The sequence below is a fragment of the Candidatus Zixiibacteriota bacterium genome (assembly GCA_029860345.1).
In the GTDB taxonomy this organism is placed as follows: Bacteria; Zixibacteria; MSB-5A5; order GN15; family FEB-12; genus JAJRTA01.
Genome location: JAOUBJ010000013.1, coordinates 40115 through 61842, shown reverse-complemented (window position 1 = coordinate 61842; position 21728 = coordinate 40115). Strand labels below are relative to the sequence as shown.

The following is a 21728-nucleotide window of genomic DNA, read 5'->3' as shown; positions in this document are numbered from 1 at the left end:
TCAGTTGGCCCGTTCCAGGTATTCTCCGGAGCGCGTGTCCACTTTTACTTTGTCGCCCTCTTTGACGAAGGGAGGTACTTTGACGGTCAACCCGGTTTGCAGCTTGGCCGGCTTGGTAACGTTGCTGACAGTGTCACCGCGGGCGGACGGTTCCGTCTCGGTTACTTTCAGAACCACAGCCGCCGGAAGATCGATAGAAATGGCCTCGCCATCGAGAAACAGAACTTTGTATTCTTCGTTTTCAAGCATGTACCACTTCGAGTCGCCCAGGTTTTCCAGGGCTATTGATATCTGTTCGAATGTTGTGGAATCCATGAAAGCCATACCGTCGGGGTCTTCATACAGAAACTGCATCTTCTTTTCTTCCATGTCGGGCGGCTTGAAACTGTCGTTGGATGAAAAAACTTTCTCCACAACGGCACCACTCTTGATATGCTTGAGTTTGGTGCGAATGTTGGCCTTGCCACGGCCCATTTTGAAATGCTGGTAGCTGACGACATAGTAAGGCTGGTCGTCCACAATTATGCGCAAACCTTTTCGAAAATCAGACGGCGTATACATCGTACCTCCTGGTCAAGTGGCCCGGAATATAACAAAAAGCTGGCTTGACCCAAACGATTTTTGCCGGGGTACGGAAATGAGATGATAACTCATGAGGGCGGAAGACGCCCTGGTCTTCACCTGCTTCGACTGCACCCAGAAAGACTCGAACGTGGCGCACGAGGACGTACACCACTCACTAACAGATTCAAGACCCTAAAACTGTCGTGCCAACGCCGCTGGTGGATGCCGATCCAAGCTCCGGCAAGCGTCGCGCCAGACCTATCGTGAAAGTGGTACCGATCCCGGGTTCTGACCGATGGGACAACCGGCCGCCGTGCAGATCGATGATCTTTTTGACCAGAGGAAGCCCCAGCCCGCTCCCGGACGGTCGGGTCGAGAAAAACGGGGTGAACATGTTCGCGGTCGTCTCGGAGTCAAGCCCGCATCCGGTGTCGGAGATTTCTATTTGAACCTCGTCGTTTGTCTCCCGGCACTCTACGGTTACAGTACCGCAGCCTGAGTGGTGAGCATTGACGCCGTTCTCTATCAGGTTGGTCAAGGCCTGTTTCAACAACAACCCGTCGGAATCCACCGCAACCACTCCTTTGGTCTTGTCAACAAAGGTGATCGAGGCGCAGTCGGCGCGTACTCGGAACCCGGCCAGCAGTTCTTTAATGAGATCGACGACGTCCAGCCGGTCGGGTTGGAAGTTGAGTGGTCGGGCAAAGTATAGGAATCGTTCGATCAACGATTCCGCCTCACGGGTTTCCTGCACCAGGGCGGTCGCATGTTCAACAGGCAGACTCAGGTTGGAAAGTTTCTTTTTCACGAGGTTGCCATAACCGGCAATGGCGCCCAGCGAATTGCGTACCTGGTGGGCCAACCCTCCGGCCATTTCACCCAGAGCCGCCAACCTCCCCTTGGCCTCCAGTTGCCGCCTGAGGGCAGCCAGTTCGGTAAGATTATTGATCAGGAGCGATGCCCCCAGCGGTTGTCCCATGCGGTCGTGGATCACCGAAATGGTAACACCGAGCGCCAGCACCGATTTGGCCGGTCGGCTGAACTCGGTTTCGCGATAGGCTTGGTTTTTGCCGCAGTCAAGGACACGACTGACGGCATCGACCAGGTGCACGTTGGAGCCGAGGAGCTCCCAGTAATGTTTACCCTGGTATTCTTCGGACGAAACATCGAGGATATCCAGGGCGGCGGCATTGATCGATTTGACTATCCCCCGTTGGTCCACCGTGATTATCCCGGAATCGATAGAGCTCAAAAGATGTTCGTTGAACTGTTGGATGGAATCGGCTCGTTGTTGTGTCTCCTGATTTAATCTTCTGAGCTGTGCTTCCTGGGCTTTCAGTTCTTCGATGATGCGTCGATAGTCAGCCACCATTGCCTCGACTTCATCGGCACCGTCATCGACCACCCGTCCGGCCTGGAGCGCCTCCTGCCGGATACGCCGGAACGGTGATAAGACGAATCGTGACAACATGACATAAACGGCCAGTACCAACAGAGCGGCCACGATCCCCACCGCAACCATAGTGCGACCGGCCGTGTCCAGATAGGCCAGGAGCGGCGCCCGCCGGGCCACCACCAACAGCCCGTGGCCGACCCGTCCCGGCATGGGATACAGCAATAAATACTCATCCTTGTCACCCCGGACAATCCGTCTAAACTCTGCCCCGTCCAAGTATTGAACGACATCACCTAAGCCGCTCTGCAACGGCTTGAGAGTGGACAACCAGGCGCTGTCTACGCTCGGTCGACTCAGAGCCGGCGTTACCGGCAGATAGACCAATCGGCTGAGACTCTGTTCACGCCTTAGCTTGAGTTGTTGCTCCTTGGTCAATTGTGGGCGGCCAAAACTCTCCAGCCGCCGACTGATTATCAGCGCCGCATCGTTGAGCCGTCCTTCAACCCTGTCATGCTCGGCAACTCGGGCATGGTAGGAGACATAGTTCGAACCGGCGTTCAAAACCAGCAGGACCAGAATAATGGCCAGCAATCCGAGGTGGACTTCCGACTCGAATTTGTGAGATTTCTTTTTCATTGTCCTAAGCCGTTTATCGGCCAAGGCGAGATTAAGATGAATCAGAAGCCCGACTAAGGCGTGGGCAGAAAGTTGGAAATGTAGAACTCGATAATGCGGTCGCCGGCCACCAGGGCCAACACAGCGGCGACCGACAGGAAAGGTCCGAACGGTACCAGCCGTTCACGGCGCAACCGGGCCGAGAAAAGCATCAGGCCCAGGGTCACTACAACGCCGATGACGGCCGAGCTTATAAACACCAACAGGATTTTCTGCCAGCCCATAAATGATCCCAGCATGGCCGCCATCTTAATATCACCGCCGCCCATCGATTCTTTTTTGAACAGCCAGTCACCCAGAACGGCAATGGCATACAAGGCCCCACCCCCGACCACCAGTCCGATCAAGGCGTTCACAATTCCAATTCCGCCCGGGGCGAATGAGATACCAAGGCCGACAATCATCCCGGGGATCGTGATACTGTCGGGAATGATCTGAAAATCCAGGTCGATGAAAAAGATCAGCAACAGTGAGGAAGCCAAAAAACCGAGAGCCACCGAGTGCAAGCTGAGTCCGAACTGCCAGTAGCAGTACAGGTAAAACAGTGAATTAAGCAGCTCTACCAGCGGGTATCTCAAAGAGATTGATTCTTTGCAGTTGGCGCACTTCCCTCGTAGAGCAAGAAAGCTCAGCAGTGGGATGTTGTGAAACCACTTCAGAGGTTGTGAACAATGAGGACATCGGGAACTCCCGGCCACAAAACCGATCTTGCGCGGCACTCGGTAGATTACCACGTTTAGGAATGAACCAACGACAAGTCCGGCTACACAGGCCAGAATGAACGGGAAAAACTGCATGTTGGCTTATCGACCAATTTCGCGGTTAGCTCAACTCTCCGAGCTGCGCCATCACCAGAGCGCACGCCACCGGCGCTGCGTTCTCACTTCTGAGCACACGGCGGCCCAAGGAAACCAGCCTGTAGCCGGCCGCTGCGGCAGCTGCGATTTCATCCTCGGAAAAACCGGCTTCAGGTCCTACCAATATTGTCACCCGGGAGACGTTTTCGTCGGGTAACATCGCACTAAGAGGGGTGGCTGAATCTGACTGGTGGAAAATCAGGTTTGCGGTCGCAGGATCTGTCGTACTTATGAAACTCTCGAATGAGACAGGCTCGGCGATTTCCGGGCGGTAGGATCGACGGCACTGTTTGACTGCGGCCAGGGCAACTTTTTCAAGCCGCTTTATCCTGGACAGAGTGCGTTTGGGGTCCTGAAGTTTCACGCGAGACCGTTCCGACAAAACGGGCACGAATCGTTTGATTCCAAGCTCGGTGGCTTTCTGTAATATGGTGTCCTGTTTTGAGCCAACCGACAATCCGGCCGCCAGAGTCAGACGGACGACCGGCTCGCCGAAGTTCCGGTGTCGCGTATGCACGAGCACCCGAACGTTCCGGCCGCGCCCGATCCTTTCAATCTCCCCACGGCTGGCCTGCCCCAACCCATCGACGATCAGAACCAGGTCCCCACGCTTCAGACGTAAAACCGATGCCGCGTGATGGCTCTCCACTTTGGACAATTCTATCAGGTCGCCGGCAAGCGCCTCGGCCGACGCATGGAAGATCGGGGCGTCCATCACGCCGACTCCTTCTTCAGGACAAAGGTCAGCCATTCGTTATCGGCCACGGTGGCCAGCTCAACTAAGCCGACCTTTGAAAAGCTCGCTCTCACTTCAGCCTGATCCCGCGCCAGGAGTCCGGCCAGGAGAACAATGCCGTCGTCGGCAGTAAGGTCTTTCAGGGTTGGGAGCATCTCCAGAATCGTCTCTTTGATGATGTTCACGCAGACAAACTGATAGGGCGGATCGAATCGGCAGAGTTCAATGGAACCCAACAGAATCTCAAAAGGTGCGGCGACGTTGTTTAGCTGAAAGTTCTCGCGGCAGTTGTCCACGGCTTCGGGATCGTAATCGATCCCTTTGATAAACGACGCGCTCAACTTATCGGCCAGAATCGAGAGTATCCCCGAACCACATCCAAGGTCCAGAAATCGCCATCCCGGTTGGAAACGTTCGGCTATAACTTTTAGACAGCAACGAGTAGTCTCATGACGTCCGGTACCAAAAGCCATTTTTGGTTCTACAACGATGTCATACAACGCTGACCCGATCGGCTCCTGCCAAGGTGGCCGGACAACGATGCCCGGCTCGATGCCGATAGACTCAATCGAGTCGCGGTACTGCTGCTCCCAGTCAACACTGGACACCGTGCGGCTTCTGATCTCCGCCGTGCGGGCTGTCTGGAAGGCCGGCAAACGACTAAGAAACGCACTCACCCGTCTGAGGTACTCATCGGCATCCGATCCCGGGTGATAGAACTTGATTGTCGTCACGGAGGAATCTTCCTCGTCCTCAAGAATCAATCCCGGGGAGAAGTTTTCGATGATAATGTCGCACAGTGCATCCACCACCTCGTGGTCAACGGTCACCCTGACCTCAATGAACATGGTGTCACCATCGGCCGAGTTCATACGCCCAGCGTCTCTCTAAGTTTGTCGAAGAACGACTTGTTTCCCTCCGGCGGGGCCATCGACTCGGACCGGGCCAGTCCCTCCAGAATCTGTTTGTCCTCAGCCGACAGTTTGGTCGGCACCCACACCGTGATCCGGACCAGCAGATCGCCTCGCCCGCCACGATGCAAATGGGGAATTCCCTTTCCGCGCAGACGCATGACTTTGCCCGACTGGGTACCGGCGGGGATTCTCAGATTGGCTTCAGACTCCAGAGTAGGAACCCTGATCGATCCACCCAGGGCGGCGGTGGTGAAAGAAATCGTCTTGTCGCAAACCATGTTGTCGCCGTGCCGAGTAAAGTATTCGTGCGGTTTTTCCTCGAACACCGCGATGAGATCGCCCGGCTCGCCGTTCTGAGCAGCGGCGTTGCCCATGTTTTCGACCATCATATAGTTGCCCCCGGAGACGCCGGGCGGCACTTTGATATTCACCGTCGAATTTCCCCTGACCCGTCCTTCACCTCGGCAGGTGGAACATGGTTCGGAGATTATCTCCCCGGCGCCACGACATTGATTGCAGGTGGTGACTTGTTGAATGGTCCCCAGGAATGTTCTGCTGAGCGTCCGCACGCGGCCGGCACCCTTGCACTGCGGGCAGGTGTTCCGTGTCGACCCGGCGGCAACTCCGGAGCCGCCGCAAGGGTCACACCGTTTAAGCCTCTTGACCCGGATTGACTTCTCACAACCGGTGGCAATCTCTTCGAGCGTAAGTTCCATCCTTGCCCGCAGGTCTTCGCCGCGGTTGCTGCGTCGACCTCCGCCGCCACCCATACCGAATAGATCATCGAATATCGATCCGCCGCCGCCCCCGCCGCCGCCGAAGTCGCGCATGAAAGCTCTTAGCGCATCGCCTATGTCAAAGCCGCCGAATCCCTCGTAGCCTGCGCCGCCCTGGCCCAACCCGGCATGACCGAACTGATCGTAGGTCTGACGTTTTTGTGGATCCTTGAGGACCTCGTAGGCCTGGGTGGCTTCCTTGAATCTATCTTCGGCCGAGCTGTCGTTCGGATTGCGGTCCGGATGATACTGAAGGGCCAACTTGCGATAGGCCGACTTGATGTCGCTATCGGAAGCGCCGCGGTCGACACCCAGTATTTCGTAATAGTCGCGCTGGGCCATAGGTCAGCTACTTCTTGTCCTCATCGACCACTTCAAAGTCGGCGTCCACGGCATCGGAGGTCGGATCTTCAGCCGGCTTTTCTTCGCTGGACCCTGCATCCTCAGCCCCGGGAGAAGCCTCGCCACCCCCTTGGGCGGCTTGCTCGGCCTGAGCTTCCTTGTACATCTCCTCAGCCAGTTTGTGTGACGCGGTCATCAGTTCTTCCTTGGCTTTGTTGATCGTCTCAAGGTTGTCGCCGCCCAGGGCATCTTTGAGAGCCTGCATTTTCTCTTCGATGGCCTTCTTCTCATCCTCGGAGACCTTGTCGCCATGCTCTTTGAGCGTTTTCTCGGTGCTGTAAACAAATTGATCCGCCTCGTTGCGGGCTTTCACCAACTCCTCGCGCTGCTTGTCCTCTTCGGCATGGACCTCGGCGTCATTGACCATCTTGTCGATTTCCTCATCGGAAAGCCCGGATGACACTTCGATTTTGATCGACTGTTCCTGGCCGGTCGCTTTGTCTTTGGCCGAGACATGCACGATGCCGTTCTTGTCGATATCGAAAGTCACTTCAATCTGCGGCACGCCGCGCGGCGCTTGTGGGATACCGACCAGATCAAACCGTCCCAGAGTACGATTGTCGATAGCAGTGGTGCGCTCACCCTGCAGAACGTGAATGGATACGGCCGGTTGATTGTCGGCGGCCGTCGAGAATATCTGCGACTTGGTCGTCGGGATGGTCGTGTTGCGGTCGATCAATCGAGTCATAACGCCGCCCAGCGTTTCGATCCCCAGCGACAAAGGCGTAACATCGAGTAAAACGATATTCTTGTCACCCATCTCACCGGCCAGGATACCACCCTGAATGGCGGCACCGATAGCCACCACTTCGTCCGGGTTGACACCTTTGTGCGGTTCACGCCCGAATAGTTCTTTAACCAATTCGATCACTTTGGGCATGCGAGTCATGCCACCGACCAATACCACTTCGTTAATGTCCGATTGAGACAACTTGGAATCGGCCAGGGCTGCTTTGCACGGTTCGACCGATCGTGCTATCAAACTCTCGGTCAACTGTTCGAACTTGGCGCGCGTCAAGGTCAGGTCCAGATGCTTGGGTCCCGACTGATCGGCGGTGACGAACGGCAGGTTGATATTGGTCTGCATGGTTGTCGATAGTTCTATCTTGGCCTTTTCCGCAGCTTCCTTGAGACGCTGTAAGGCCATGCGATCCTTGCGCAGGTCGATACCGTTCGACTTCAAAAACTCCTCAGCCATCCAGTCAATCACAGCCTGATCGAAATCGTCACCACCCAGATGAGTATCGCCGTTGGTGGCCAGAACTTCGAAGACACCATCACCGATGTCCAGAATCGAAACGTCGAAAGTACCACCACCCAAATCATACACAACGATCTTGTGGTTGCCTTCTTTCTGGAGTCCATAAGCCAGAGATGCAGCGGTCGGCTCATTGATGATACGCTCGACTTCAAGACCGGCGATCTTTCCGGCATCCTTGGTAGCTTGACGCTGGGCATCGTTGAAATAGGCGGGCACCGTGATGACGGCCTGGGTAACATCTTCGCCCAGATAGCTCTCGGCCGCCTGCTTCATCGACCTGAGAATCATGGCCGATATCTCAGGCGGTGAATGCTTGGCGCCACCGGCCCCGACTATCACCGCACCCGATTCGTTTTCGGTCACCTCGTAAGGAACCATCTTTTCTTCTGAACTGACCTCGTTGTGGTTGCGGCCCATGAATCGTTTAATCGAGAACACCGTGTTCTCAGGATTGGTCACCGCCTGACGTTTAGCCGCCGCACCGACCAGCCGCTCGCCGTCTTTGGCAAAAGCTACGATAGACGGGGTCGTGCGCGCACCTTCCAGATTCGGGATCACGACCGGGTCCTGTCCCTCCATCACGGCCACACAGGAATTGGTTGTGCCCAAATCGATTCCAATTATCTTACCCACTTTACTCACTCCTTACGCTATGTTTTTCCAAATCCATCTTCTTATCCAGTCCTGGTCACCGCTCTCGGTTCTTGTGAGCGGCCCCGTCGCCGCAGTGCTTCGACTGCGCTCAGCATGACATTTCTTGTGGCCGTCCCCGTCTGCCCCTTAAATAGCGTGGAGCACGAGGACGTACACCAGGCACCAACGCGGCGCTGGGTCCTACCCATCACTCTCATCGTCCGAACTCTGCGTTTCGGCCGCACCCACCACGCCCACTTTGCTGTGGCGGATGACTCTGTCGCCTTGACGATAACCCTTGGCCACTTCGACGGCCACCGTTCCCTCCGGATACTCATCGCTATCCGTCTGCATCAGAGCTTCGTGCAGGTTGGGATCGAACACTTTGCCCACTGCCTCAATCGGTTCGACGTTGTGCTTGCCAAGCAGTGAATTCAACTGCTCGTAAATCAGCTTCATGCCCTTACGATGGGCGTCCAGATCATCTTGTTCACCATTGGGGGCCAGGGCGCGATCAAAATTGTCGATCACCTCAAGCAATTCCAACAGGATTCTATCCTGCCCGCTCTGGACAATCTGCTCAAACCGGCGGGCTGTCCGCTTTTTGTAATTGTCAAACTCGGCCGCCGCGCGCAGGAGTTGATCCTCAAGCTGAGCAACCTGTTCCGTCAGCCGTTCTTCCTCGGTCAACTCAGGCGCCGTCTCCTGCTCGGCAGTGTCCGTCTCCTCTTTCGGTTCGTCCGTCACTGCCTGAGGTTCGTCGTCCGGCCTGTCGTTTTCGGTGAAGTTGACCTCGACTTCTTTGACCTCATCGACTTTGTCGTCGTCTGCCATCGTTATTGATCCTTCTCTTGGTCAATTCCGGAAAGTACCTGGGTGATTGTCTTGGCCGTGTACTCGACCACCGAAACCAGTTTGGAGTACGGCATCCGGGTCGGTCCGATAATGCCGATGGCGCCGGTAACTTTGCCGACGCGATACGACGTGGCCACCAGCGAGCAGTTTATAACATCGGCGTATTTGTTTTCCTGCCCGATCACTATAACCAAACCTGAATCATGAGCCTCTTTCAAGAAATCAGAAATCAGGCTGCCGTTTTCCAGTACTCGCATCAATTCTGAAATCTTTGCTATATCCGCAAACTCCGGTTGCTGCAAAAGATGATCGGCGCCGGCCACATGGATGCCGTCGGGATCGAGGTCGGTCCAGATTCTGTCTTTTGAATCCAAAAGCAGTTTCACCAAACGGCCACCCTCGGCCACATCGGCCAATCGATCGGTAATGGTCCTACGAATATCACCCAGTGTCAAACCACACAGGCGCTCGTTGAGCACCGCCTCAACCTGGCGCAGCGATGTCTCGGAGATAGCCGCCTGTATCTCAATGATAACACTTCGGGCCAAGCCGGATTTGACAACAACGATCACCATGATCCGCTCGTCGCTAATCGGTACCAACTGAAGCCGCTTGAGCACGCCTTCATCGAACCGCGGCGCAATCGACACGCCCAATTCGCGCGTAATGTCACCCAGTACTTTGCAGGTCTGGCCGAGAATAGCATCCACCCCGCGCCCTTCTTTGAGGACGGCGTCACGAATCACCAGTTTTTCTTTGGCCGAAAGCTGATCCGGCTTCAAAAGAAAGTCGACATAGACGCGATAACCCAGATCGGTCGGTATCCGTCCGGCCGAAGTATGCGGCTGCTCCACCAGACCCAGTTCTTCGAGGTCCTGCAAAGTATTCCTGATAGTGGCCGACGACAAGCCCATGGTAAACCGGTTGGCAATCACGCGCGAGCCAACCGGGTCGGCAGACTGGATGTAGTGCGTTATCAGGTTGTACAGAACCTGTTTTTCACGTTCACTTAAGTGTTCAAACGCCATATAGTTACCATATTATCGACGGCCCACCTGCCACATTGGCAGCCATCGTGTCAGGCTGCTGATAAGGTAACTTGTTTACACCGCCAAGTCAAGAGCAAATGGGCTGTTTTTCAAAGCTGTTCTAGCGCGCGCGTGGTCTTCAGATCGCGAGGGAAGGCGCAAGCGGTTTAAGCTATCGCCGAGTCTGAAGGCTCAGCCAACACAAAGCGGACTGCCGGACAGCCCACCTCCGTCATTCTGGCGAAGGCCAGAATCCAGTCCTCGGTCGGGTGGCCGCCTCAAACCTTGTTTGGGGCGGGAATCAGCGGTGCGTATTCACCCTTCGACTCCGCCTAGGGTGTAGCAGTTGCGCTGGGTCCTTCTCGCCGAAGGCGGGTGAGACCCAGCGGAACGGTGGCAACACCGTTCTGTAACACAAAGCAGACTGCCGGACAGCCCACCTCCGTCATTCTGGCGAAGGCCAGAATCCAGGCCTCGTTTGGGTGGCCGCCTCAAACCTTGTTTGGGGCGGGAATCAGCGGTGCGTATTCACCCTTCGACTCCGCTCAGGATGAGGTTGCCACCGCGCGAAGCGCGAAGAAGTGATTTATCACCGCCAAGAGCAAGAAAATGATTTATCACCACCCATAGAAAAAGCCACTACCCATAGCGGGCGTGGCTTGAGGATTCAATCTAAGAAACTTGCCTTACTTTTTCTTCTTCTTGGTCGGCTTCTTCTTGTCCTGCTTACCGGCCTTGGGTACTAACTTCTCTTTGCGATCATCGATGCCGTTGTTGTTCTTGTCTATGAAATTGTCATACTTCTTGCGCTTGCCCTTGGGCGGTGGTTTCACCTGCTTGTTGCTTTTGACCGCTGGCTTCTTCGGCGCCGGCTTGGACTTTTTGACGACCTTCTGTGTGGAGGTGGCTTTCTTGTCTTTCTTGTTCACGGCATAAGTGTCGCCGCAAAACGAGACCAGCAGAGCCAGGCTCAAAAGTATGTATAAGAGATGTTTCATAATTCAAACTCCGGTTTCAAGATAGCTGCTATGGGTCTAATCGGCAAGTTTGTTTTTTGACCCAGCGCCATCTTCAGCAGGACAGCGGACCGACCCGGTATTCGCCGAGCCGGTCCCGTATCGCCGTCCATTCCCTCCCGGGTTATCACTTACGTCCTCCCTTTTTGGTCTTGCCGCCGGAGCTCTTTGTCTTGCTGCCGCCCGATGAGGGCGTCGACTTGGGAGCGCTCTTTGTGCCGCCGGACTGTTTCACGCCCTGCGACTTGGTGCCACCGCGACTCTTGGTAGGTTGCGAGCGAGGCTTCACACTGGGCTTGGTGCCCTTGGAATCAGACTTGCCGCCGCTCCGTTTCGGTTGGACACGACCGGCATCCCCGCCCGACCTTCGCGTTTTGGAACCGGACTTCTTCTTGTAGTAGTCCTTCGACTGCTGCTGAGTCTGACGTTGTCCCACCCGGCCTTTGTTGGAAGACCGCTTGCCGCCGGAGCCTACGCTACCTGATGTCGATCCCGAAATCCGGCTGTCGGACCCTTGGCCGTTTGATTGCTTCCCTTTGGTCCCGGATGAAGTTGTGGTCAGTCTGTCGGTCGGCTTGCTCCGCATGCCGCTACTGCGCTTGCCGCGGTTGACAGTTCGGCCGGCACTCTCCAGGCCACGATCGGTGGAAATCAGCTTGGCGCTGCCGCGCGCATACTTCTTGGTAGGAACAGTCTGAACTTTGGACTTCATCTTGTCGCTCGGTGAGGTTTTGGATTTCACACCGGATACCTTGGTGGCCACAGTTTGTTTCTGCTTGAACTTGGGATAGCCGTTGGTCACCGGATCGCGGTAGCCGGCACTCCTGACATCCTTGTACTTGGACACGTTGGTACGACCGGGATTGATTATCGTGCGGTCCAGAATGACCGTGTGGTAGCGTGTGAAGTGTACGTCACGTTCCCAGCAATGTCCCCAGTGATTATATACGGTGATAGTGTGCCAACCGACATAGATCCGTGGAATGTACAGCGGCGCACAACCCCAGTAGATGCCGTCAACATAGATTGAGGCGCCCCAGGGATAATCGATATAGCCGTTACCGCATACCGACCACGAAGGATAGTAAGGATAATAAACCGGGCGATAATAGGACGGTTCCCATTCGTTGACGTACATGGCGGTGCGGTCGAATGCAAATTTCTGACCACCATACCGGACGAAATGCCGGCCGTTGAGATAGTCCATGAACTCAAAGCGATCATCCCAGTCGCAAAGCAATCCGGAGACAGGATGCCAATCGGGAATGGGAAACCGTTCGCGCGACGCGATGATCTGAATATTCTCGATTCCCTCAGGCTCCGCTACCACCAAATCATAGTCGTCATTAGGACCCGGTAGATGGTAGGTTACGCCGCCGTTAATGAAATTGTCCTGCTCCGGCTCGGTCGGGAAAAGCAGGTTGACGCGCCCCCTGCTATCGACCGAGTAGATGGCCACAAAGGCATCGCGGTTGGTCCGAAAGTTCAGGACAACATTGTCGCCGACGAAATACTCGCCGTCCAGATGGTTGGTCCAGACTTCGGCATCAAGATAACGGTCGATACGGATGTCTTCACCATAGTCCTGATTAGCGGCCTGCTTATCGGGCGGGAAATAATCGGGGCCGCCGTTCTCGTCCCGCTGCATATTCTGGCCAAAAGCCACGCCGGTGATCATCAGGCACATCAGGAGCGCCACAGCCGGTGTTATGATTGTCTTTTTCAACATCTCAATCACCTTCCTTTCCAACTTCCTTAGTCTCATCCTATAACGTTGAACCGGCGTCAACGCGGCTGCGAGTATCTATATTCGCATCCGAGGGCGGCGCCAGTTCGGGATTATTTATATCAGTCTGAAAAGCCCATTGGAACCTGACGGTACCGGCATTGTCGTTCTCTGTCAGCACCCGCAGCTTGGCGTAGTTCCACTGGTCGGGAGCATACTTGATAGCCACAATGTAAATATGTCCGGGGACGATCTCGGCCCAGCCGGTATAAGACCAGCCATCCTGAGGCGCCCAGCCGACACCATCGAAACTCGAATGAAATCCGGCCGCCTGAACCAGTACGTTATTCGCATCGGTGGAGTTGATGTAGAACACATTATTGAGATCGCGATCAAGGTAGACATCGGCTTCTGGATTCTCAGATGCGACTCTAGTCCCGGTCGAAAAGTCAAAACCGGATCGATCAGAATCAATGGCATCGTCATAGAGAGTCATTTCACCATCGGGCCGTGGAGTATCAAATGCCGACTCCGCTGATAATTCGGACTCATGCCCGGCTCTGTCAATTGAAGTGACCGCGTAGAAATAAGTCTCTCCGTTGGTTACATCGGTGTCGATGTAACCGGGGTCGTAGTACACCAGGTCGCGGTCCGGGTTTGGTTCCGCTGAGATGGTCGCGATCACATCGTAGCCGGTGAACTCCTGGGCGGAGCGGTAGATACCATAAAAGGTAATGTCCCCTTCGTAGGGAGCGGTCCAAAAAACAGAGACCGAAACATCGCCGGTTACTGTAAAGACGTTTTGCGGAGGTTGTGGCACCGGATCATAAACGGCAATAACTTCATCATCAGAGCATCCGGTGGTCAGAACGGTCGCGATCAGTGCGATCATCAGGGTCAAAAGTGATTTCGAGTACATTTTCATTCTCCTTGTCTCATTCGTTCCGGTATTAACTCTAACAAGAAGCATGCCAAACTGCATAATCCATTGTGTTGCAGGGTAATAGGTTGATGGACTACGAATCAGACCCGGCCTCCGCGCACAAATATTGTGCGTACTCATACTCGCTATGCACAACAATTGTCAGACCCAGGCAGATCAGTCCCTGGACAAGTTGTATTCTTTGATTTTGGCTCGAAGGGTGTTGCGGTGAATGCCCAGTTTCTCGGCGCACTGTCCCAGATTCCAGTCCAGTTGGTCGAGACAGGTCTTAATGTGTTTCGACTCCATCTCTGATAGCGGAGTCAGGCTCGCTTCGACTCCAATCGGAGCGGCCGCCGGTGCCAGGCCGGTCAGATCGTCTTTGCCGATTCGGTCGCTGCGGCACAGTACGACCGCCCGCTCGATGATGTTCTCCAGTTCTCGAACATTGCCCGGCCAGTTATACTTTGAAAGCAACTCGGCCGCATCAGGCTCGACACCACTGATCTCCTTGCCTATCTTGCGGCAGAATCGTTCGAGGAACTTTTCAGTCAACCTGAGGATATCCCCGGCCCGGGCGGCCAGCGGCGGTACTTCAATCATAATGACGTTCAACCGGTAGAACAGGTCTTCACGGAAGCTGCCGTCAGCCACCAGTTTCATCAGGTCGCGGTTGGTGGCTGCGATCAATCGGATATCGAGAGATATCTCCTTGACCGATCCCAACCTCTGGATTTTTCTCTCTTCCAGTACGCGCAGCATCTTGACCTGCATGGTCAACGGCATCTCCCCTATTTCATCGAGAAACAAACTGCCACCGTTGGCCAGTTCGAAGCGGCCCTGTTTGGCTCGATCGGCGCCGGTGAAAGCTCCTTTCTCAAAACCGAACAATTCCGATTCCAGAAGTGTCTCAGGAAAGGCGGCGCAGTTGATGGCTACCAACTCCTGTTCGGAGCGGGGCGACAAGGCATGGATGGCCCGCGCGACTAACTCCTTGCCCGTGCCGGACGGACCGGTGATCAACACTGTTGCTTCTTTTGGTCCCACCAGTGAGATCAACTCTTTCATCTTGACTATCGGTGGCGACTCGCCAATTATCTCCGAACTGGGGAAGACCTCATCCAGTCGGGCGCTCATAACCTGGTGTTCAACGACGAGGCGGTTTTGCTGCGCTGCTTTGTTCAGCTTCAAAAGCAGTTCATCCAGGTTTTCGATCGGCTTGGTGAGATAGTCGAAGGCGCCGGTTTTGATCGCGGCCACGGCCGTCTCGACCGACCCAAAGGCGGTCAGCACCAGAACCTGGATAAAGGGATTGATCTCTCGCAGCCCCTCCAATAAATCCAAGCCGCTCATTCCGGGCATTTTCATGTCGACTATAGCCAAGGGTGAGAATATGTGATGATACCCTTCGAGCGCTTCCCGGCCCGAGGCGAAAGTGTGCACTTCAAAGCCGTTCTTCGACAGATACCCGGCCAGCAGTTCTCGCTGGGCGGACTCATCGTCGACCACCATCAGTCTCGTCTTGGCCATGATCTCAATCTACGAATGCGTACTGTTTCGACCAACACAAAAAAACCGGATCAGGGGCTTGTTGAAAGGAGCTTGGCTCACGGGTGGTCTTGGGCTACCCCGCCCGACACCTGCCGCCCAACCAAATGGCTGTCGGACGAGTCGCCTGACAGCACCGGCACTATGTGCTCTTTCGATGTGGTCCAACACCCGACACAACATTCAAAAAAAAACCCGCCGATCAGTCGGCGGGCCATAAAGATTTGTCTTGGTCTACTCCCCTGATCCGATCAGCAGACGGACCCCGGCATGGATGTCAAACACGCTGATGTCCTCAACGAAATCGAGCGTCTCTTCCGCATACACTCGCTGAGCATCTTTGGTGGCGGCATAGTTGTAGTTGGCTTCGATGAAAAGTCCGCTGTAATCAGTGCGATAATAGAAGAGCCCGACTCCGAAACCGGCGGCCAACGAAGCGTCGTATGAGACAGAACGGTACTTGGGACCGGTCAGCAGGGTGGTGAACTTCGGGTTCTCAATACCTACATGGCCTTTGATGTACGGTTCAAAATCAGATTCGCCCGAGAAGTAGTACTTGGCAAACAGATTCGGGTTATACAGACGATGGTGAGCACCATCGACCTCGGCCGGGCCGTCGATCCCGAACTGAGTGTACTGGAAATTGAATCCGACTACTAAACTCGGCATCATAAAGTAGCCGAAGTCCACTCCAAGCGACCAGCCCAGTTTGGCGCCAAGACTGTCATGCCAGTCACTCAAGTTGCCCATAGGGGAACCCACTCCGCCATAAACACAAATCTCCAGAAGGTCGCGAGCTTCGTCTTCATCCTGTGCGAGCAGGGTCGAATTGATCGTCAAAAGCAGAATCAGCATTAGTAGAATTGACCAGAGTTTCATCCACCTATCCTCTATTTGAAGCGCTTCGTCTTCCTATTTCACAACGGTCTCAGCCGGTCTGACTCGGTGTCAGAGCCGTTTCAGCCGGATAATAAACATGCCCAAAGACGCTTTGTCAACAGATTATGTCCAAACAAATCTTTGGGCCAAACCCAGCCATGCCGACAATAAGCGTATGCATTTCGATTTGCCTAAACAGCGGCTGGACGTTATATTTCCAACGTATCGCCTAACTCGTCGTAATCAGTCCTTGTTACTGCCAAGACTTTCATTCGGAGCACCTATGTCACACAATTCAGTATCCTGCCGCCTCGTCAAATCGTTGCTAATACTTTCCTGTACGCTCACTATATGTTTCACATCTGTGAGTGCCGACCAAACGCTACCGGTTAACAAAAAGGCCCAGGAGTTTGTGAACCCCGACGGAAGTTTCGATCTGGACGCGGCGAGACGTTCAGGGTATCAAGGCTCTTTGGACATTGAGGGTCTTGACGTGAATCTTGACCCGGCCACCAACCAACTCATGATGAGTCCATCGGGTATTGATACCGACCCCGATGATATCTACTGGGCCGACGGGATTTCTTCCATACCGGGGACGGACTCCCCCATCTCGGCTATGACGATCTATGATGGGGAGCTTGTTGTTGGTGGCAGTTTTGGTGTGGCCGGCTCTGTTATAGCCCCCGGTATCGCCACCTGGGACGGAGCCAACTGGTCTGCACTCTGCACTGAGATTGATGGCGGCGTGTCCGAGTTCGCAATCTTAGATGGCAAACTGATAGTTGCGGGCGGGTTTTTCGAAATCGACGGAGTTGCCGTAAACAACATCGCTTCATGGGATGGCGCCACCTGGGCGCCGTTGGGGACCGGTTTAGATGGTAGTATCCATACCATTCTAAATCATAACGACACAATATATGCAGCCGGAGAATTCGGCTCACCCAGCCACATTGCTCGCTGGGATGGCTCTACGTGGTCTTCCCTGGGATCAGGTCTGAACAATGAAGCCTACGGACTTACTATCTATGACAACAAGCTGGTTGTTGGCGGGAGCTTTACAACTGCCGGTGGCCTTACCGCATCGCGCGTTGCTGCATGGAATGGGACTTCATGGGCGCCGATCGGAACGGGTGTCAATGATGACGTGAGTGCCGTGACGGTTTTCGACGGCAATCTGATCGTTGGAGGAAACTTTGATATGGCCGGTGGAAATCCTGCAATGAGAGTCGCCTCTTGGAATGGCGCGGCCTGGTCAGCCCTGGGAGTGGGGATGAACTACACTGTATATAGTCTGGCTGAATTCGATGGGCAGCTTATTGCGGGTGGATACTTTGATGAAGCCGGTGGAGATGAGGCTCATCGTACTGCCGTCTGGGATGGTTTGAGTTGGTCACCGATGGGCGATGGAGTGGGACCCAATCAAAGCTATGTTCAGACAATGATGGTGGTGGATACTCAGTTGTATGTGGCTGGTAATTTCAAATCATCTGATGATCATATCCCGACCATGCATATTGCTGTTTGGGACGGAGCAAATTGGTCGCAGGTCTCGCCTGGTATGGGGAGTACCAAAACTACCGGCATTAATGCGATGATCATTTTTGACAACAAGCTGATAGTAGGTGGAGTGTTCAAAAGTGTTGGGCACGGAGTCCCGGCCAATCTTATAGCTGCCTGGGATGGATCGGTCTGGACTGCACTCGGTTCAGGATTAACGGGCAACGGTATAGAAGACGGTGTCCACGCCTTGACTATCTACGACAACAAGTTGATAGTCGGCGGCGAATTCGCACAAGCGGGTGCAGTATCTGCAAGGCGAATCGCCGTCTGGGACGGAGCAGTCTGGTCAACTCTGGGTATTGGAATGAATGGCACTGTATATGCACTTACAGTCTGGAACAACGAGCTGATTGCAGGTGGGCAGTTTACCAGTGCCGGTTCTTTCGGGGCATCTAATATCGCCTCATGGAACGGTGCGATGTGGCGACCTCTCGGATTGTTCCCGGACGGTGTGGGAGGTGGATCAGCCGGTGTGTACTCACTTACATCCTATGACGGCAAGTTAATCGCTGGAGGATTCTTTAGTAACGCCGGAACTGTCACCACGAAAAGTATTGCTTCATGGGACGGCCTCAATTGGGCACCCCTTGGATTAGGTATGAAATATGGCAGAGTGAGTGCGTTGACCGTCTACAATGACGAACTAATAGCCGGGGGATCGTTCACGATTGTTAATGATATTACCGCCTATCGAGTTGCCTCCTGGGATGGAGCTGACTGGACGGTTTTTGATCCGGGTGCTGACAACCCTGTCTTCAGTCTGTCTGTCTACAACGATAAATTATTCGTGGGTGGAAGATATGGTAAAATTGGTGACTCTTCGATTTACAGAATCGCGTCGTGGGACGGAGTTGACTGGTCCAATCTGGGCTCCGGCATGAACAGTGGCGTGGACTGGAATGCATCGGTTAATGCAATCACTCCCTATGACAATAGCCTTTTTGTTGGCGGCACCTTCCTGTCCGCGGGCGAGAAGGCAACACCCTATATTGCTCAATGGACCAAGGAGTGTTTGGTTGCGAGCGACTACGACTCTGACGGTCACGGTGACCCGTGCGACAACTGTGCGCTGACCTCTAACTCTGATCAGACTGATTCAGATAGCGATGGTGTCGGGGATGCCTGCCAGTTTGTCCAAGAGACACCGCCCGGACCTGGAGTGATCACGAATCCGGGTGCAGGGGTTGAGCTTACTTTCGACAACGTTGATGTTGGCGGTAACACGGAAGTTACCTACGGCGCTGAAGGACCCGCGGCCGGCAACAATTTTCAAATAATACCATCGGACCTGCCCGGTTACTACGGTGTCACCACCGATGCTGATTTCAGCGGAGCTATCGAGATATGCATCAACTACGACGACGCTGGTCTGACTCCTGCCGAAGAAGCTGCTCTTACTCTTCAGCATTACGAAGCGGGCGAATGGTGGGACATTACTACATCTCTGGACGCCGACTCAAATATCATTTGCGGATCGACAACAACTCTTTCACCCTTTGCAATTGCCGTTTCAACGGACGGTCCCTGTTGCGTCAAACGTGGGGACATCAACCACGACGGCGGTGAGATTTTGGACATTTCCGATTTGACGTATATAATCGATTTCATGTTCCAGGGCGGACCGGAGCCGGTTTGCTTTGACGAAGGCGATGTCGACGCTAGTGGTACGCCACCGATTGACATTTCCGATTTGTTATACTTGATCGATTTCATGTTCGTCGGCGGCCCGGAGCCGTCAGCCTGTCCGTAGTCTTGTAGCGGCACAGGCCGGGCACGAATACAATTGACTTTGTTGCGCTTATGAGACTATATTGGTAGGTACAATCCATGCTCGCATATATACCGAAGTCTGATGTAGGCTTTGCCACATTACCACCGGATACCGGGAGATGTCGAAGATGACTAAGCTGTGTTCACTTCTATTCGTTACGTTCTTGATTTCCTCAAGTGCCTCACATGCGGACCCGGTACCCGTTCCCACACAGATTACTATTTCCAACTGGTGGGATGTTCAGAACGAAGAGCAGATATGGGTTAGCCCGACAGCTCCCGATATTCTGGTTGCATGCTGGCGAGATTTTAGACAGGGTTATCGACAAGTGGGGATCGGTCGCAGTAACGATGGCGGACTTAACTGGACCGGCGACACATTGATCAATCCAGCCAATCAGATATTTGACTGGCAGTCAGACCCGACCTTAACGGTTGATGCGAACGGCACTTTCTATCTGTGCGTTGTTGATTACCAGGACTATTGGGGATATGATTCCTGCTTCCTTGCCTGGCATGTATCAAATGATAGCGGTGTATCATGGTCTGGCCCCCATACTGTCAAGGACACCATCGGTCCGTTCTTTGAAGATAAGCAGTTTACGGCCGTCGACCGCACCGGTGGCTCACATTCCGGCAATATCTATGTCGCCTGGAAACGCTTCTATGATGGCGGTCCTGAAGGTCAGATTATGTTTGCCCGCTCCACTGCGGGAGCAGTGACCTGGGATGACACGCTGGTAATCGGCCCGCGTCGAGATGCAAGCGCCTGTGGCTGGCCGGACATCGGCGCAGGTCAGTTTGCTTTCCCGCTGGTAGGTTCGGACGGGTCCGTTTATGTGTTCTGGGCCGGAACTTATCTTGACGGAGCTCCTACATGTACCATAGGATACGGCCTGGATTTTGTAAAGTCCACCAACGGCGGAGCATCGTTCACTTCGCCAACACCTATTCGAAGAACCTATGGAAATTGGGGGTCTGTCGATGGGGGCATCGATGTCTACAACGCGCCCACAGCAGCGGCGGACATTTCCGGGGGTCCTTTCGATGGGAACATCTATATCGCTTATGCCAATCTGGACACTTCCAACACCGAATTTATCGACTCTGATTACAACATCGAGTTCATCCGGTCGCTGGACGGCGGCGCAAGTTGGAGCACACCCATATACATCAATGATGACTACACCGGTGACAGCGCGACGGTAGACCAGTTCCATCCCTGGCTAAGCTGCGACGAACTCGACGGCACACTGGCAGCGATCTGGTACGATCAACGCATTGATGAAAACAGTCATTTTTGGTTCATGGTCTTCGCTGCCTACTCATTCGACGGTGGTGTGACTTTTACAACCAATCATCGAATATCAGAAAACTGGATTGATCCCGACCTGGCCGATCCCCCACCATATACGGTCGGGGGAACCGGCAACGTGCTCAACACGCCGATGACCAAATCCCGCGCGGGGAAACTGGCCGAGTATATTGGTCTCAGCATTTCCAGTAAACAGGCCCATGCTGTCTGGACCGGTACTGGCCCGGAAGAACCCTTTGGATTAACCACCGGTCAGAATGTTTACGGAGCCAGTTGGGAGATTCCGTTTTTGCCGCCGCGACTTATCAGCCCGCCCGGCGGTTCGAGCCCAAAGGCTCGGGCCAACTCAGTCACTTTTACCTGGTCGACATGCTGGGACTCTGAGTCCGATTTCTATCGAATCGAGATTGCCGACAACCCGAGTTTTGTCCAACTGCTGGTCGACAATGAAACCGATGACAACTCAATCACACTGCCGAAATCACTCTTCGCCATCGACGTCCAACATCACTGGCGGGTGAAAGCGTTTCGCCAGGATCCGAATTTGCCTTACGATTCCACCGACTATTCGGAGGGAACCTTCACTATCGGCAGCGGATGCTGTGTTCTGCGCGGTGATGTCGACCACTCCGGCGGGCTGGACATTTCCGACCTGGTCTACCTGGTTGACTTCATGTTCTCAGGTGGCCCGGAACCGCTGTGCTTCGACGAAGCCGACATCGATTCCAGTGGTGCCGAACCTGTGGACATAGCCGATCTTGTCTTCCTGGTAGACTTCATGTTCAACCAAGGCCCGGCGCCGGGAGCTTGTCCGTAGATCAGTAGAGTGAATAATTCTGTGGACGGCAGACGCCCTCGTCTGCCCCAAGTGCCAGTGAGCGGCGCAACCGGA

At 54.4% G+C, this 21728-nt stretch carries 16 protein-coding genes; 2 read left to right on the top strand and 14 right to left on the bottom strand.

Annotation, left to right across the window (positions count from 1 at the left end; all coding sequences use genetic code 11):
• From efp to OEV49_13035, 14 genes are all read right to left on the bottom strand, one after another.
• Positions 1-561 (bottom strand): elongation factor P, encoded by a 561-nt coding sequence (efp, locus tag OEV49_13100; GenBank protein ID MDH3892011.1) that lies wholly within the window; start codon positions 559-561, stop codon positions 1-3.
• A gap of 187 nt (positions 562-748) precedes the next feature.
• On the bottom strand, positions 749-2596 hold the full coding sequence (locus OEV49_13095) for an ATP-binding protein (GenBank protein MDH3892010.1): 1848 nt from the start codon (positions 2594-2596) through the stop codon (positions 749-751).
• Positions 2597-2649: 53 nt separating this feature from the next.
• Entirely contained in the window at positions 2650-3432 is a 783-nt protein-coding gene (locus tag OEV49_13090) for a prepilin peptidase (GenBank protein MDH3892009.1), read from the bottom strand.
• 25 nt (positions 3433-3457) lie between these two features.
• On the bottom strand, positions 3458-4207 hold the full coding sequence (locus OEV49_13085) for a 16S rRNA (uracil(1498)-N(3))-methyltransferase (GenBank protein ID MDH3892008.1): 750 nt from the start codon (positions 4205-4207) through the stop codon (positions 3458-3460).
• On the bottom strand, positions 4207-5100 hold the full coding sequence (locus tag OEV49_13080; protein ID MDH3892007.1) for a 50S ribosomal protein L11 methyltransferase: 894 nt from the start codon (positions 5098-5100) through the stop codon (positions 4207-4209). The genes OEV49_13085 and OEV49_13080 overlap by 1 nt, the downstream gene beginning before the upstream one ends.
• Entirely contained in the window at positions 5097-6260 is a 1164-nt protein-coding gene (dnaJ, locus tag OEV49_13075; protein MDH3892006.1) for a molecular chaperone DnaJ, read from the bottom strand. Before dnaJ ends, OEV49_13080 begins: the two co-directional genes overlap by 4 nt.
• Positions 6261-6267: 7 nt before the next feature.
• Complete coding sequence (dnaK, locus tag OEV49_13070; GenBank protein MDH3892005.1) at positions 6268-8214, bottom strand: molecular chaperone DnaK; 1947 nt, start codon at positions 8212-8214, stop codon at positions 6268-6270.
• A gap of 201 nt (positions 8215-8415) precedes the next feature.
• Positions 8416-9048: a nucleotide exchange factor GrpE gene (grpE, locus tag OEV49_13065; GenBank protein ID MDH3892004.1), complete on the bottom strand. Its 633-nt coding sequence runs from the start codon at positions 9046-9048 to the stop codon at positions 8416-8418.
• Positions 9049-9050: 2 nt separating this feature from the next.
• On the bottom strand, positions 9051-10097 hold the full coding sequence (hrcA, locus tag OEV49_13060; protein ID MDH3892003.1) for a heat-inducible transcriptional repressor HrcA: 1047 nt from the start codon (positions 10095-10097) through the stop codon (positions 9051-9053).
• Between the two features lie 686 nt (positions 10098-10783).
• Positions 10784-11095: a hypothetical protein gene (locus tag OEV49_13055; protein MDH3892002.1), complete on the bottom strand. Its 312-nt coding sequence runs from the start codon at positions 11093-11095 to the stop codon at positions 10784-10786.
• A 145-nt stretch (positions 11096-11240) separates the two neighbouring features.
• Entirely contained in the window at positions 11241-12842 is a 1602-nt protein-coding gene (locus OEV49_13050) for a DUF4384 domain-containing protein (GenBank protein ID MDH3892001.1), read from the bottom strand.
• 37 nt (positions 12843-12879) lie between these two features.
• Positions 12880-13758, bottom strand: a complete 879-nt coding sequence (locus OEV49_13045) for a hypothetical protein (GenBank protein ID MDH3892000.1) — start codon at positions 13756-13758, stop codon at positions 12880-12882.
• Positions 13759-13938: 180 nt separating this feature from the next.
• A complete protein-coding gene (locus OEV49_13040; GenBank protein MDH3891999.1) occupies positions 13939-15291 on the bottom strand; it encodes a sigma-54 dependent transcriptional regulator in 1353 nt (450 codons plus the stop codon).
• A 252-nt stretch (positions 15292-15543) separates the two neighbouring features.
• On the bottom strand, positions 15544-16188 hold the full coding sequence (locus OEV49_13035) for a hypothetical protein (protein MDH3891998.1): 645 nt from the start codon (positions 16186-16188) through the stop codon (positions 15544-15546).
• A 283-nt stretch (positions 16189-16471) separates the two neighbouring features.
• On the opposite strand from OEV49_13035, the gene OEV49_13030 reads away from it, so the two are divergent.
• Positions 16472-19501: a thrombospondin type 3 repeat-containing protein gene (locus OEV49_13030; GenBank protein ID MDH3891997.1), complete on the top strand. Its 3030-nt coding sequence runs from the start codon at positions 16472-16474 to the stop codon at positions 19499-19501.
• 148 nt (positions 19502-19649) lie between these two features.
• Positions 19650-21653 carry a glycoside hydrolase gene (locus OEV49_13025; protein MDH3891996.1) on the top strand — a complete coding sequence of 668 codons (2004 nt, stop codon included), beginning with the start codon at positions 19650-19652 and terminating at the stop codon, positions 21651-21653.
• Positions 21654-21728 lie beyond the last annotated feature (75 nt).